Genomic DNA, 14296 nt, shown 5'->3' with positions numbered 1-14296 from the left:
GATGGATGTTGTCCTAAATGTACAAAAAACTATTGCTAATATTGTGTGTGTTTCTAATAATATGTCACACATCATCAAGATGAGTTGCAGTCAAATGTTAGAGCAATCTTAGTAATGGCTAGCACAAGATTTTTTTGCATTGTTGTTTGCTTTTGGTAAAAATTAGTGAGCAACAGGGCAGTATAAAGTTAAACTGGCACTTAATAGTAAGCTGCCGTCAATTTACGTTCATAGTTCGAGAATTACCCCGAGTTAAAGAACCCACCATTATGAATCTTACCGAATTAAAAAATACGCCAGTATCAGAATTGATTACGTTAGGCGAAAACATGGGGCTAGAGAACTTAGCCCGTATGAGAAAGCAGGATATTATTTTCTCTATTTTGAAGCAGCATGCGAAAAGTGGCGAAGATATTTTCGGCGATGGCGTACTGGAAATATTGCAGGATGGATTTGGTTTCCTCCGTTCAGCAGACAGTTCTTACCTCGCAGGTCCTGATGATATCTACGTTTCTCCTAGCCAAATCCGCCGTTTTAACCTACGTACAGGTGACACAATTTCAGGAAAAATTCGTCCTCCTAAAGAAGGTGAACGTTATTTTGCCCTCCTGAAAGTCAACGAAGTTAATTACGACAAACCTGAAAATGCCCGCAGTAAAATTCTTTTCGAAAACCTCACTCCATTACATGCAAACCGTCGTCTGCGCATGGAACGTGGTAATGGTTCAACTGAAGATTTAACTGCTCGTGTACTAGACTTAGCGGCTCCAATCGGTCGTGGTCAACGTGGTCTGATTGTGGCTCCACCGAAAGCCGGTAAAACAATGTTACTGCAAAATATTGCAGCGAATATTGCACACAATTACCCTGATTGCGTTCTGATGGTTCTGTTGATCGATGAACGTCCTGAGGAAGTGACAGAAATGCAGCGTTTGGTTAAAGGTGAAGTTATTGCTTCAACTTTCGATGAGCCTGCAGCACGTCACGTCCAAGTCGCTGAAATGGTGATTGAAAAAGCGAAACGTCTAGTTGAACATAAAAAAGACGTTATCATTTTACTCGACTCTATTACGCGTCTGGCTCGTGCATATAACACGGTTGTACCTTCCTCTGGGAAAGTATTAACCGGTGGTGTGGATGCTAACGCATTACACCGTCCAAAACGTTTCTTCGGTGCTGCTCGTAATGTTGAAGAAGGTGGAAGCCTGACAATCATTGCAACTGCACTGGTTGATACCGGTTCTAAGATGGATGAAGTTATTTACGAAGAGTTTAAAGGTACAGGTAACATGGAACTGCACCTATCTCGTAAGATTGCAGAAAAACGTGTTTTCCCTGCAATAGACTACAACCGTTCAGGTACGCGTAAAGAAGAGTTACTTACATCGCAAGATGAGTTACAAAAAATGTGGATCCTACGTAAGATTATTCACCCAATGGGCGAAATCGATGCGATGGAGTTCCTCATCAGTAAGTTAGCGATGACAAAAACCAACGAAGAGTTCTTTGATTTTATGAAAAGAGCGTAACCGTTAAGGTTCTCTACGTATTATAAAAAAGGTGCCTGTTATGGCACCTTTTTTTTGTTTTCATACTCGATAGTGGTGTATAAAAATTAAAGCCTACCATATTAAGCAGGTTTAATATTTTACTGATTTATTTTCAATAAATTAAGAACATGTTTTATTTGGTTCATTTATAAATAGCATTGGGTAGCAGATGGAGTTTTTATTAAAAAATTAATAATAAACGATAGGAAATACTAACGAACATTCTTTAATTGATTGAATTAAAAGACAAATTTATGGAGATATTTATTTTGTGATTAGCATTAAATTTATTTTCGCCACTTTATTATTTAATCATCAAGCGCCTATTTAAACATCAATCGATTAACTCAACTTTAGAGTATTGCTTTTATGGCATGCATATTGCAGCTATTCAGTATAAAATTACTGGATGTTTCGTTATTAAATCAAACACACTAATAAAGTGTAAAAACTAATAATGTTACAGGAATCTCTTTATGAATAAAGATTCGTCTTATAGCGAATTTTAGTACCAAGATGATAATGCATTGGCGTATGCTGGTTTATCTGCATTCGCTAAAAAATTAGTTTTGAAAGTTAAATATAAAGATTAAGAGAGTCAAACAGTGGACACCATACACTTTGTAACCAATCTCTTCTACGTTTTCTTGTTTTCATTAGTTTTTATTTTTCTGGCTCGAGTTGTTGCAATAAAAATCGGGTTAGTTGATAAACCTAATTTCAGAAAGAAACACGTAGGATTAGTTCCTCTTGTTGGGGGAATTTCCGTTTTCTTTGGGATCTGTTTTGCGTTTTATATTACCGGAGAATATATCCCTCATAAGTGGCTATATATCGCTTGTGCAGGGTTATTAGTCTTTATTGGCGCATTAGATGATAGGTTTGACATCAGTGTGAAACTAAGGGCTGGTATTCAAGCGATCGTTGCGGTTGTTATGATGACAGCGGCAGGGTTGAAACTTGATTCACTCGGTCATGCCTTTGGCCCATGGGAACTGGTACTGGGTCCATTCGGTTATATCGTTACCCTATTTGCAGTATGGGCAGCAATTAATGCTTTTAACATGGTTGATGGCATTGATGGGTTACTCGGTGGCTTATCTTCTGTTTCTTTTGGCGCTCTCGGCTTTTTGCTTTATCAAAACGGTAACTATGCGTTAGCATTTTGGTGTTTTGCCTTTATTGCAGCTATCCTTCCTTATATTCTTCTGAATTTAGGTGTGCTAGGCCGTCGTTTTAAAGTTTTCATGGGAGATGCGGGAAGTACGCTGATTGGGTTTACTATTATTTGGATCCTTGTGGCTTCGACCCAAGAAGAAGTACATCCGATTAACCCAGTTACCGCTTTATGGATTATTGCGATCCCACTAATGGACATGGTTGCCATTATGTATCGCAGAATTCGTAAAGGGATGAGCCCATTTTCACCCGATCGCCAGCACATTCATCATTTAATTATGCGTTCTGGTTTTACACCAAAAGGGGCATTTGTACTGATTACACTATCAGCGGCCGCTTTAGCATGTGTCGGTATTATTGGTGAACACTTAACATTTGTACCTGAATGGGTAATGTTGGCATTATTTTTGCTTGTATTTATGATGTATGGTTACTGCATCAAACGAGCTTGGAAAGTCGCCCGTTTTATTAAGCGAGTGAGACGTAGAGCACGTAGAGGAGCAGTACGGTAACGACAAAACGAAAATAGAGGTTCTGTGCAGTGAATAACTCAGAAACACAACCGAGTCAGCATCAATCGCCAATAGAGCCGGAATTGGATATCCGTGGTTTATGTCGCTCACTGTGGCAAGGTAAAATTTGGATCGTTGCATTTGCCGTTATTTTTGCAGCAATTGCCTTGGGAGCGTCCTATTTTATGCAGCCGAAGTGGAGTGCGACAGCAATTACGGATTTACCAACCGTCAATAATCTGGGAAGTTACTATTCTCAGCAGCAATTTCTGCGCAACCTCGATTCCCGTATTAATACTACGGGGCAAGAAGGGCAATTACCGACAATTGCAAAAGAAGCTTATCAAGAATTCACAAAGCAGCTTGGCTCTTATGATACACGTCGTCAATTTTGGCTAAATACGGATTACTATAAGCAGCGCTTAGAGAATGATCCTAAAGCAGATGCCGCATTATTGGATGAGCTCATCAATGATATTGAGTTTACGCCAGCAGATGAAGTCAAAAATTTAACCGATAGCATTAAGTTAGTGGCGGAAACTTCCGCAGATGCGAACCAGTTGCTGCGTCAATACACTCAGTTTGCTAACCAACGTGCCACAACGAATCTAAATGATGAAATTAAAGGCACTTGGGCAACGAAAATGCAATCCATGAAGGCATTAGTTAAACGTGAAGATATGGTGGCCAAGGCCGCTTATGAGCGACGTTTGAATGCACTGGAACAAGCATTAAAAGTTGCAGAAAAACAAGGTATTGTACGTAACCAAAGCGCAACACCTGTGGATGAAATCCCAGATTCAAAAATGTTTATGCTAGGTGCCCCTTTATTACAAGCACAAATTGAAACATTGAAAGCAACCGGCCCCGATCACGACAGTGATTACGACCAAAATATTGCCATGTTATCAACATTGAGCGTCGGGCCTACCCTCCAAGATAATTTTCAAGCATATCGCTATTTACGTACTCCTGAAGAGCCCGTTAAACGCGATAGTCCTCGTCGAGCCTTTATGATGGTTCTATGGGGAGCCATAGGGATGTTAGTAGGTGCCGGAGTGGTACTTGCTCGCCGCCGCCCATCTTGATTTTGGGATAAGCCACTGGCGAATTTTCCAGTGGCATATAAAGTTATTAAGATTATACAAAGCAGCTCACTGCGAAAGATAAATATAAGAGAGTCACTGTGAAAGTATTGACTGTATTCGGCACACGACCTGAAGCTATTAAAATGGCACCACTGGTTCATGCATTGGCTGAGGATACAGACTTTGAAGCTAAAGTTTGTGTTACGGCACAGCATCGTGAAATGCTAGATCAAGTACTGAAACTGTTTGAGATCATTCCAGATTACGATCTCAATATTATGAAGCCAGGGCAAGATTTAACTGATATCACTTGTCGTATTCTTGAAGGGTTGAAAAGCGTTTTTGCTGATTTTCAACCGGATGTTGTTCTTGTTCATGGCGACACAGCTACAACGATGGCAACTAGCCTTGCGGCATTTTACCATCGTATACCAGTAGGGCATGTTGAAGCGGGATTACGTACAGGAAACCTGTATTCGCCATGGCCTGAAGAGGCAAACCGTAAGATTGCTGGTCATTTAGCGATGTATCACTTCGCGCCAACTGAAAATTCACGCCAAAATTTGTTAAAAGAATCTATCCCTGACAGCCATATTTTTGTCACCGGTAATAGCGTAATTGATGCGTTATTGTGGGTACGTGATAAAGTCATGAGCGACCAGCATATGATGGAGAAATTGGCTGCAAATTACCCATTTATCGACCCAAATAAAAAAATGATTTTAGTCACGGGCCATCGTCGAGAAAGTTTTGGTGGTGGCTTTGAACGTATTTGTCACGCTTTAGCAGAAATTGCACAAGCGCATCCCGATGTGCAAGTCGTATATCCAGTTCACTTAAATCCAAATGTGAGTGAGCCTGTTAAACGTATACTGCATGATATTGATAATATTATTTTAATTAGCCCTCAAGATTACCTACCGTTTGTTTATTTGATGAACCATGCTTATTTAATTCTAACAGACTCAGGTGGTATTCAAGAGGAAGCGCCTTCTCTCGGTAAGCCTGTTTTGGTGATGAGAGATACCACAGAACGACCAGAAGCTGTTGATGCAGGTACTGTTCGTCTTGTGGGAACAGATACACAAAAAATTGTGAAAGAAGTTAATCGGTTACTGACAGATGACGCGGAGTATCACGAAATGAGCCGCGCACATAACCCCTTATGGGGATGGTCATGCATGTCAGCGTATTCTTGCAGCATTGAAAAGTAATCAGGTGAAATTATGAGTTTTGAAACTATTTCTGTTATTGGCCTTGGTTATATTGGTTTACCAACAGCAGCAGCCTTTGCATCACGTAAAAAACAAGTGGTTGGTGTCGATGTTAACCAACATGCCGTTGATACTATTAACCAGGGTAAAATCCACATCGTGGAGCCAGAACTGGATATCGTGGTCAAAAAGGCGGTTGAAGAAGGCCATCTGAAAGCTTTTACTAAGCCGCAATCTGCAGATGCTTATCTGATTGCTGTGCCTACGCCATTTAAAGGCGAGCACGAACCTGACCTCGCGTATGTACGTGCTGCTGCTGAGTCTGTGGCTCCGGTGCTGAAGAAAGGGGATTTAGTCATCCTTGAGTCTACATCGCCAGTAGGAACAACAGAGCAAATGGCAGAGTGGATGGCAGCTGCTCGCCCTGATTTAACCTTCCCTCATCAAGCAGGGGAAGAAGCCGATATCGATGTAGCGTACTGCCCTGAGCGTGTGTTACCAGGCCAAGTGATGGTCGAATTAATTAAAAATGACCGCGTTGTTGGTGGTATGACGCCAAAATCCTCTCTGCGTGCAAGTGAGCTATACAATATTTTCCTTGAAGGTGAGTGTGTAATTACTAACTCAAGAACTGCGGAAATGTGTAAGTTAACGGAAAATAGCTTCCGTGATGTGAATATTGCTTTTGCGAATGAATTATCATTAATTTGTGCGGAACAAGACATCAATGTGTGGGAGTTAATCAGCCTCGCGAATCGTCATCCACGCGTTAATATTTTGCAACCAGGCCCAGGTGTTGGTGGGCACTGCATCGCGGTTGACCCATGGTTTATCGTTGCGCAAAATCCAAAACAATCACGCCTCATTCATACCGCTCGTTTAGTCAATGATGGCAAACCAATTTGGGTTGTTGACCAAGTGAAAGCAGCAGTGGCTGATTGCTTAGTGGAAACCGGTAAAAAAGCCAGTGAAGTGACCATTGCCTGTTTCGGCCTGTCATTTAAACCGAATATTGATGATTTACGTGAAAGCCCAGCAATGCACATCACCAAAATGGTAGCGAACTGGAACCCAGGTAAAACGTATGCGGTTGAGCCACACATTGATGAATTACCGACCTCTTTAAAAGGCATTTCTGAGCTAGTTTCGATTGAAAAAGCCGTTAATGAAGCGGATGTGATCTTAATGTTAGTTGACCACAATATGTTCAAAGGCATCCAAGGCTCTGCGATCCCACAAAAATGGGTTGTGGATACAAAAGGAGTATGGCGTTGAAACGCATTTTAATCACTGGAGGCGCCGGGTTTATCGGCTCTGCTGTTGTTCGTCATATTATTGAAAACACTGACGACAGCGCAGTGGTTCTGGATTGCTTAACCTATGCAGGTAACTTAGAGTCCCTTGCAACGGTTGCGAATAACCCGCGCTATGCTTTTGAGCAGGTGAATATTTGTGATAGAGCTGCATTAGATGCCGTTTTTGAAAAATACCAACCCGATGCCGTTATGCATTTAGCGGCAGAAAGCCATGTTGACCGTTCAATTGATGGCCCTGCGGCATTTATCGAAACCAACATTGTGGGAACTTACACATTGTTAGAGGCGGCGCGCCATTACTGGTCTGCACTGAATGATGAGAAAAAAGCGGTTTTCCGTTTTCATCATATTTCGACAGATGAAGTTTATGGCGACCTCGAGGGGCCTGATGGTTTCTTCACAGAAACCACGCCTTATGCGCCAAGTAGCCCTTATTCCGCATCGAAAGCATCGAGCGATCACTTGGTTCGTGCATGGCAAAGAACCTATGGTCTGCCGACGATGATCACCAATTGTTCAAATAACTACGGGCCGTATCATTTCCCAGAGAAATTGATCCCCTTAATTATTTTGAATGCTTTAGCGGGTAAGCCTCTGCCTGTTTATGGGAAAGGTGAGCAAATTCGTGACTGGCTGTTTGTTGAAGACCATGCACGAGCACTGCATTTAGTTGCGACAACAGCGCAACCTGGCACCACCTATAATATTGGTGGTCATAATGAGCGTCGTAATATTGACGTTGTAGAAACGATTTGTGAGCTGCTTGAAGAGCTGCATCCGCAGAAGCCACAAGGTGTGGCGCACTACCGTGACTTAATCACGTTTGTGAAAGACAGACCGGGTCACGATATGCGTTATGCCATTGATGCCGCGAAAATTGAGCGCGAATTGGGGTGGACGCCACAAGAAACCTTCGAATCAGGTATCCGCAAAACGGTGCAGTGGTATTTGAACAATGAAACGTGGTGGCGCCGCGTACAAGACGGTTCCTATGCGGGCGAACGTCTAGGTCTAGGAAATTAGGTGACAGTATGAAAGGTATTATATTAGCTGGAGGGTCGGGGACGCGTTTGCATCCTATCACTCGCGGTATTTCTAAACAGTTATTGCCTATCTACGATAAGCCGATGATTTACTATCCGCTTTCAGTCCTGATGTTGGCGGGAGTCCGTGAGATTTTAATTATCTCTACCCCTGACGACTTGCCGATGTTTAAGCGTTTATTAGGGGATGGTAATGAGTTTGGGATTGAGCTGAGCTATGCAGAACAGCCATCACCAGACGGCCTTGCGCAAGCGTTTATCATTGGTGAAGAGTTCATTAACGGTGATTCGTGCTGTTTAGTATTGGGCGACAATATCTTTTTCGGCCATTCATTTAGCCCAAAATTAAAATCTGTTGCTAAACGAGTAAATGGCGCAACGGTTTTTGGTTACCAAGTGATGGATCCTGAGCGTTTTGGTGTCGTGGAATTTGACGATAATTTTAAAGCACTGTCGATTGAAGAAAAGCCGGTTAAACCTAAATCGAATTGGGCGGTGACAGGGCTGTATTTCTATGACTCACAAGTAGTTGAATTTGCAAAACAAGTTAAGCCTTCTGAACGAGGTGAGTTAGAAATCACGTCAATTAACCAAATGTACTTAGAACGTGGCGAATTAAACGTTGAATTGCTCGGTCGTGGTTTTGCTTGGTTAGATACAGGCACCCACGATAGCCTCATTGAGGCAGGTACCTTTGTGCAAACCGTTGAAAAACGTCAAGGTTTCAAAGTTGCTTGTTTAGAGGAAATAGCATGGCGTAACGGCTGGCTGACAGACGAGCAAGTCGCTTTTTCAGCGCAACAGCTGAAAAAAACAGGTTATGGGCAATACTTAGAGGATTTATTACGTGTCCGTCCGCGCCAGTATTGAGAGCCTGCCATGGGAGAGCGAATTTTTTCATCGCTCAACGGCAAAGTTGAATTTTACGGGGGATAATCTCGAGACCCTCCTTGCTTATCAAATAAATGAATACGATATCGTGCAAGCAAAAGTCGCCGCGTCTGAAACGCAGCTGATTGATGATTTGGCTGGTATGGGTTTTTCATTTGTTGAAGGTGAAATCGATTTCGCTCTTACTATTGGCACAGAAAATGCTTATTTAAAGGCAGGTTTAACAGCGGAAGAGCACATTGTTGTTGCACAAGTGGATGATATTCCTACTTTACGGCAAGCCGCTGAGTCTGTCTTTAGCAAAAGCCGCTTTAGAGCACCTTGGTATCGTGATGGTGATAGCGGTCAGTTTTATGCGTTGTGGATAGAAAAATCAGTACTTGGTACGTTTGATCACACTTGTTTACTAGTTAAAGACGCGTCTGGTGCGATATTGGGCTTTGTGAGTTTACGGCATCTTGATGCAGAAACAGCACGGGTTGGCCTACTAGCGAAAATACCAGAAGCGAAGGGGCAAGGTGTAGGGCGTAAGTTGATGTCTGCAGCATTTAATTGGTGTGTGGAACACCAAAAAGCACAGTTAAATGTGGCCACGCAAATCAGTAATGTTGCGGCATTAAATCTTTATTCACGTAGCGGTGCAGCAATTGCCAGTACCGCTTATTGGTTATACAGGGGACAACATGATTCCATTTAATAAACCACCAGTTGTAGGTACTGAATTAGAGTATATGAGACAAGCCATGGAAAGTGGCAAACTGTGTGGTGACGGTGGCTTCACGAAACGTTGTGAAGAATGGATGGAAAAACGGTTTAATTGCCCGAAAGTGCAGTTAACGCCATCTTGTACGGCCTCATTAGAAATGGCGGCGATCCTGATTGATACTAAGCCGGGTGATGAAATCATCATGCCAAGCTTTACTTTTGTATCAACCTCTAACGCATTCGTATTACGTGGCGCTAAAATTGTATTCGTTGATATCCGTCCTGATACCATGAATATTGATGAAACTAAAATTGAAGCCGCAATCACTGAACGTACGCGTGCCATCGTTCCTGTCCACTATGCAGGTGTTGCTTGCGAGATGGACACCATTATGGCTATTGCGAAAAAACACAATTTATTCGTGATTGAAGATGCGGCACAAGGTGTGATGTCGACGTATAAAGGCAAAGCACTGGGGACTATCGGCCACATTGGCTGTTATAGCTTCCATGAAACTAAAAACTATTCTTCAGGCGGTGAAGGTGGGGCAACGCTTATCAATGATAAAGACTTGATTAGCCGTGCTGAAGTGATCCGTGAAAAAGGAACGAACCGTAGCCAATTTTTCCGTGGTCAAGTGGATAAATACACATGGCGTGATATCGGCTCAAGCTACCTGTTGTCTGATTTGCAAGCGGCTTACCTATGGGCACAGTTAGAAGAAGCCGACAAAATTAATGATCGCCGTTTACTATTATGGAAACGGTATGATGAAGCGTTGCAGCCATTGGTTGATGCGGGACGTTTAGTCCTAGCAACTGTGCCAGAAGGCTTAAAACATAATGCCCATATGTTCTACATCAAACTTAAAGATATCGAAGAGCGTACCGAATTCAATGATTACATGAAATCTCATGGCATTTTGACGGTATTCCACTACGTTGCATTACACACTAGCCCGGCAGGTATTGAGTTTGGCCGTTTCCATGGTGAAGATAAATATACAACATCAGAAAGTGATCGCTTAGTGCGTTTACCGATGTTCTACAACATGACTGATGACGAACAGCAGACGGTCATTGAGCGAATCAAAGCGTTCTTTGCCTAATGTCTCTTGCTAAAGCATCGGTTTGGACTGCTGGCTCTACCCTGATTAAAATCGGGGTAGGCCTGTTAATCGTTAAGTTGTTTGCAGTCTCATTTGGGCCCAGCGGTGTGGGGCTGGCGGGTAACTTCCGCCAATTAATTACTGTACTAGGGGTGTTATCTGGTGCAGGGATTTTCAATGGTGTCACAAAATATGTTGCAGAGTACCACCAAGACCCACAAAAATTACGTGCGGTTCTGGGAACTTCATCGACGATTATTCTAGGATTTTCAGCGCTACTTGCGCTTATCTTTTTACTTTGCAGTGCGCCAATTAGCATGGCGTTATTTGATAGTGAAAAATACAGCTCAGTTATTCAAATAGTCGCCTTAATTCAAATGGGTATCGCGTATGCGAACTATTTTCTGGCTATTTTGAAGGGCTACCGAGACGCATCAGCAAACGCATTAGCCATTATTTTAGGTAGCGTAATTGGTGTAATTGCTTATTATTTATGCTATCTAGTGGGCGGGTATGAAGGTGCACTAGCGGGGTTAGCATTAGTTCCTGCACTTGTGGTATTGCCTGCGGCTGGGATGATAATTAAACGCAAGCAGTTTGCGTTATCGTCATTGAAGCCAGCATGGGACAAAGCGATTGCGACTAATTTAGGCAAATTTACGGTCATGGCGATGCTAACGGCAGTCACACTGCCAGTCGCTTATATCATGATGCGAAACTTACTTGCCCAAACCTATAGCTGGGATGAAGTGGGGTTATGGACCGGTGTGACCACCATTTCAGATGCCTATTTGCAGTTTATTACCGCGACATTTTCAGTGTATTTATTGCCGACGTTATCGCGTTTGCAGCATAAAAATGAAATCACAGCAGAAATTGTTAAAGCATTGAAGTTTGTTTTACCTGCTGTTGCCGTTGTGAGTTTTACAGTTTGGTTACTACGTGATTTCGCGATTTGGTTGCTGTTCTCAAAAGAATTTACAGGGATGAGAGACCTGTTTGCATGGCAGTTGGTCGGTGATGTATTGAAAGTGGGGGCTTACGTATTTGGCTATTTGGTCATTGCCAAAGCCGCATTGCGTTTTTATGTCCTCACTGAAGTGAGTCAATTTTTATTATTAACGGGCTTTGCCCATTGGCTTATCCCTGAACATGGTGCAGTAGGTGCAACTCAGGCTTATATGGCCACTTATATTGTCTATTTTACCTTATGTTGTTGCGTATTTTTGATTTACCGTAGGCGAGCATGACAACCTTAATACATGTACTGGGATCGAACCTCCCACACCACAATCAGACGGTACTGACGTTTTTTAATGACGTCATTTGCCAAGAAATGGCTTCGTCATCAACGCCGCATTTTATGGTGGTAAGCGATGATGCGCAGCTTGCTGACGCTTATCCTCAGCTAAAAATAGATGTTTTTGCGAATAAACAGGCCATTGCTAATAGTGTTATACAGCGTGCCAAGGCAGATCGCCGTACTCGCTTTTTCTTTCATGGGCAATTCAACGCCCCTATTTGGTTAGCGCTATTATTTGGTCAAATCAAATCCCATCAGTTTTGGTGGCATATATGGGGAGCTGACCTCTATGAAGAATCTAGCTCCCTAAAATTTAAGTTATTCTATATTTTGCGTCGTTTAGCGCAGAAAAAAGTAGGGCATGTGTGTGCAACACGTGGGGATTTGTGCTATTTCCACCAGTCGAACCCTAAAGTGCCTGCCACTGTGTTGTATTTTCCAACACGAATGGACCCCGCATTGACAATTAGCGAGCCTAAGGCACGTGAAGGCTCTCAACTGACTATTTTGTTGGGTAACTCAGGTGACCGTTCTAATCGTCATGTAGAGGCGCTGAGTGCGATTAAACAGCAATTTGGTGATGAGGTTAAGGTTATTGTCCCAATGGGCTATCCTGCAAATAACCAAGGCTATATTGAACAAGTCGAACAGGCTGCAAATAGTGAGTTTACTTCAGGGCAAGTAGAAATTCTGAAAGAGCGCATGGAGTTTAGCGAGTACCTTAATTTGCTCAAATCCTGTGATCTTGGCTATTTTATTTTTAATCGCCAGCAAGGTGTTGGTACGGTTTGTTTGCTAATTCAATTTGGTATTCCTTTTGTGATCAGCCGTCAAAATACATTTTGGCAGGATCTAACTGCTCAAAATGTCCCTGTATTTTTCTATGGTGACAACCTGACGATACCACTAGTGGATGAAGCTCAGCGCCAAATGAGCTTATTAGATAAACAGCATATCGAATTTTTTGCTCCTAACTTTACTGAAGGCTGGAAAGCCGTTCTCAGTGCCGTGGAGGAGCGAGCATGACACTGACGGAGTTAGGTGGCTTAGCACTGGCCTACCTGATATCAATTATTTTTATTGGTACTTTGTTGTACAAAGAGTTTTTACGTGCTCGGTTTAACTTCAATATTTTCTTTTCAATGCTGTATTTATTGACGTTTTACTTTGGTTTTCCATTAACTTGTGCGTTAGTGTTCCAATTTGATGTTGCGGTTGTGAAAGCGGATTACTTACTTTACGCCCAACTAGCGGCTACCAGTTTTTATGCGATTTATTATGTTGCTTATAAAACACGGCTTTCTAGGCAACCAGACGCACCACGGCGTGCGTTGTTTAGCATGAACAAAGTGGAAACGAATCTAACCTGTCTGTTATTGATACTGATTGCAGTCGTGACAGTAGGTATCTTTTTCATGCAGAACGGTTTTTTGCTGTTTAAGCTAAAATCCTATAGCCAAATTTTCTCCAGCCAAGTTTCTGGCGTGGCATTAAAACGCTTTTTCTATTTCTTCATACCGGCAATGTTGATTGTTTATTTCTTGCGACCGACACAGAAACGTTGGATTTTCTTCCTCGTTAGTACCGTTGCATTTGGTTTCTTGACCTATGTTATCGTTGGAGGAACCAGAGCGAACATTATTATTGCTTTCGCACTATTCTTATTTATTGGGATTGTCAGGGGTTGGATTACGCTGTGGATGCTAGCTGCAGCCGGGGTCGCAAGTATTGTAGGTATGTTCTGGTTAGCCTTAAAGCGCTATGGGCTAGATGTCAGTGGTGCCGAAGCGTATTACACTTTCTTGTATTTAACACGGGACACATTCTCCCCGTGGGAAAACTTAGCATTACTGTTAAGCCACTATGATGAGATGGACTTTCAAGGCCTAGCGCCGATTATCCGTGACTTTTATGTTTTTATTCCTTCTTGGGTTTGGCCAGAACGCCCAGATACGGTATTGAATTCTGCCAACTATTTTACGTGGGAAGTACTAAACAACCATTCTGGACTGGCAATTTCCCCAACACTGATTGGTTCATTGGTGGTGATGGGTGGGGTGATTTTTATACCACTCGGAGCCATAGTTGTGGGGCTTATCATCAAATGGTTTGATTGGATCTATGGCATGAGCCTGAAAGAACCGAATCGCTATAAGGCTGCCATTATGCAGGCATTTTGTTTTGGTGCCATTTTTAACATCATTGTTTTAGCGCGTGAAGGCGTGGATTCTTTCGTCTCACGGGTGGTTTTCTTCTGCTTAATATTCGGACTGTGTCTGGTGTTAGCAAAATTACTGTATTGGTTATTTGAAAGTGCAGGGCTTATTCGCACAAAAACAGCTTCTTTTTTAAGAAGCCAACAGCGTGAAAGCCGCTAAAGGAGTAT

General features: G+C 42.5%; 11 protein-coding genes and 1 pseudogene. All 12 read left to right on the top strand.

The window, feature by feature from the left end:
- The first annotated feature begins 269 nt into the window (after nt 1-269).
- The 12 genes and pseudogenes from rho (at nt 270) to wzyE (ending at nt 14288) form a co-directional block, all read left to right on the top strand.
- Nucleotides 270-1529 (top strand): transcription termination factor Rho, encoded by a 1260-nt coding sequence (gene rho / locus FVA72_RS20375; RefSeq protein WP_004906109.1) that lies wholly within the window; start codon nt 270-272, stop codon nt 1527-1529.
- Between the two features lie 626 nt (nt 1530-2155).
- Nucleotides 2156-3241 carry a UDP-N-acetylglucosamine--undecaprenyl-phosphate N-acetylglucosaminephosphotransferase gene (gene wecA / locus FVA72_RS20370; protein ID WP_004906107.1) on the top strand — a complete coding sequence of 362 codons (1086 nt, stop codon included), beginning with the start codon at nt 2156-2158 and terminating at the stop codon, nt 3239-3241.
- Nucleotides 3242-3270: 29 nt separating this feature from the next.
- Nucleotides 3271-4329, top strand: coding sequence for an ECA polysaccharide chain length modulation protein (wzzE, locus tag FVA72_RS20365; RefSeq protein WP_004906105.1), 1059 nt, complete (start codon nt 3271-3273; stop codon nt 4327-4329).
- Nucleotides 4330-4427: 98 nt separating this feature from the next.
- Nucleotides 4428-5559: pseudogene (gene wecB / locus FVA72_RS20360) on the top strand (non-hydrolyzing UDP-N-acetylglucosamine 2-epimerase).
- A complete protein-coding gene (gene wecC / locus FVA72_RS20355) occupies nt 5556-6818 on the top strand; it encodes a UDP-N-acetyl-D-mannosamine dehydrogenase (protein WP_110591027.1) in 1263 nt (420 codons plus the stop codon). Before wecB ends, wecC begins: the two are co-directional and overlap by 4 nt.
- Nucleotides 6809-7882, top strand: a complete 1074-nt coding sequence (rffG, locus tag FVA72_RS20350) for a dTDP-glucose 4,6-dehydratase (RefSeq protein WP_175427134.1) — start codon at nt 6809-6811, stop codon at nt 7880-7882. The genes wecC and rffG overlap by 10 nt, the downstream gene beginning before the upstream one ends.
- An 8-nt stretch (nt 7883-7890) precedes the next feature.
- Nucleotides 7891-8772, top strand: coding sequence for a glucose-1-phosphate thymidylyltransferase RfbA (rfbA, locus tag FVA72_RS20345; RefSeq protein WP_096865163.1), 882 nt, complete (start codon nt 7891-7893; stop codon nt 8770-8772).
- Nucleotides 8750-9490, top strand: a complete 741-nt coding sequence (gene rffC / locus FVA72_RS20340) for a dTDP-4-amino-4,6-dideoxy-D-galactose acyltransferase (RefSeq protein WP_110591028.1) — start codon at nt 8750-8752, stop codon at nt 9488-9490. The genes rfbA and rffC overlap by 23 nt, the downstream gene beginning before the upstream one ends.
- Entirely contained in the window at nt 9477-10607 is a 1131-nt protein-coding gene (gene rffA, locus FVA72_RS20335) for a dTDP-4-amino-4,6-dideoxygalactose transaminase (protein WP_004907307.1), read from the top strand. Before rffC ends, rffA begins: the two co-directional genes overlap by 14 nt.
- Entirely contained in the window at nt 10607-11857 is a 1251-nt protein-coding gene (wzxE, locus tag FVA72_RS20330; protein WP_110591029.1) for a lipid III flippase WzxE, read from the top strand. Before rffA ends, wzxE begins: the two co-directional genes overlap by 1 nt.
- Nucleotides 11854-12936 (top strand): TDP-N-acetylfucosamine:lipid II N-acetylfucosaminyltransferase, encoded by a 1083-nt coding sequence (locus FVA72_RS20325; protein WP_004906092.1) that lies wholly within the window; start codon nt 11854-11856, stop codon nt 12934-12936. Before wzxE ends, FVA72_RS20325 begins: the two co-directional genes overlap by 4 nt.
- Nucleotides 12933-14288 (top strand): ECA oligosaccharide polymerase, encoded by a 1356-nt coding sequence (wzyE, locus tag FVA72_RS20320; RefSeq protein WP_110591030.1) that lies wholly within the window; start codon nt 12933-12935, stop codon nt 14286-14288. The genes FVA72_RS20325 and wzyE overlap by 4 nt, the downstream gene beginning before the upstream one ends.
- Nucleotides 14289-14296: the final 8 nt, after the last annotated feature.

This window comes from Providencia sp. PROV061, from assembly GCF_011045655.1.
Lineage (GTDB): Bacteria > Pseudomonadota > Gammaproteobacteria > Enterobacterales > Enterobacteriaceae > Providencia > Providencia hangzhouensis.
The sequence above is the reverse complement of the archived record's forward strand: the minus strand, read 5'-3'. Positions and strand labels throughout refer to the sequence as shown.

Coding starts and splice junctions, on each gene's coding strand:
- rho (WP_004906109.1), top strand. CDS start 270: ATGAATCTTACCGAATTAAAAAATACGCCAGTATCAGAATTGATTACG.
- wecC (WP_110591027.1), top strand. CDS start 5,556: ATGAGTTTTGAAACTATTTCTGTTATTGGCCTTGGTTATATTGGTTTA.
- rffG (WP_175427134.1), top strand. CDS start 6,809: ATGGCGTTGAAACGCATTTTAATCACTGGAGGCGCCGGGTTTATCGGC.
- rfbA (WP_096865163.1), top strand. CDS start 7,891: ATGAAAGGTATTATATTAGCTGGAGGGTCGGGGACGCGTTTGCATCCT.
- rffA (WP_004907307.1), top strand. CDS start 9,477: ATGATTCCATTTAATAAACCACCAGTTGTAGGTACTGAATTAGAGTAT.
- wzxE (WP_110591029.1), top strand. CDS start 10,607: ATGTCTCTTGCTAAAGCATCGGTTTGGACTGCTGGCTCTACCCTGATT.
- FVA72_RS20325 (WP_004906092.1), top strand. CDS start 11,854: ATGACAACCTTAATACATGTACTGGGATCGAACCTCCCACACCACAAT.
- wzyE (WP_110591030.1), top strand. CDS start 12,933: ATGACACTGACGGAGTTAGGTGGCTTAGCACTGGCCTACCTGATATCA.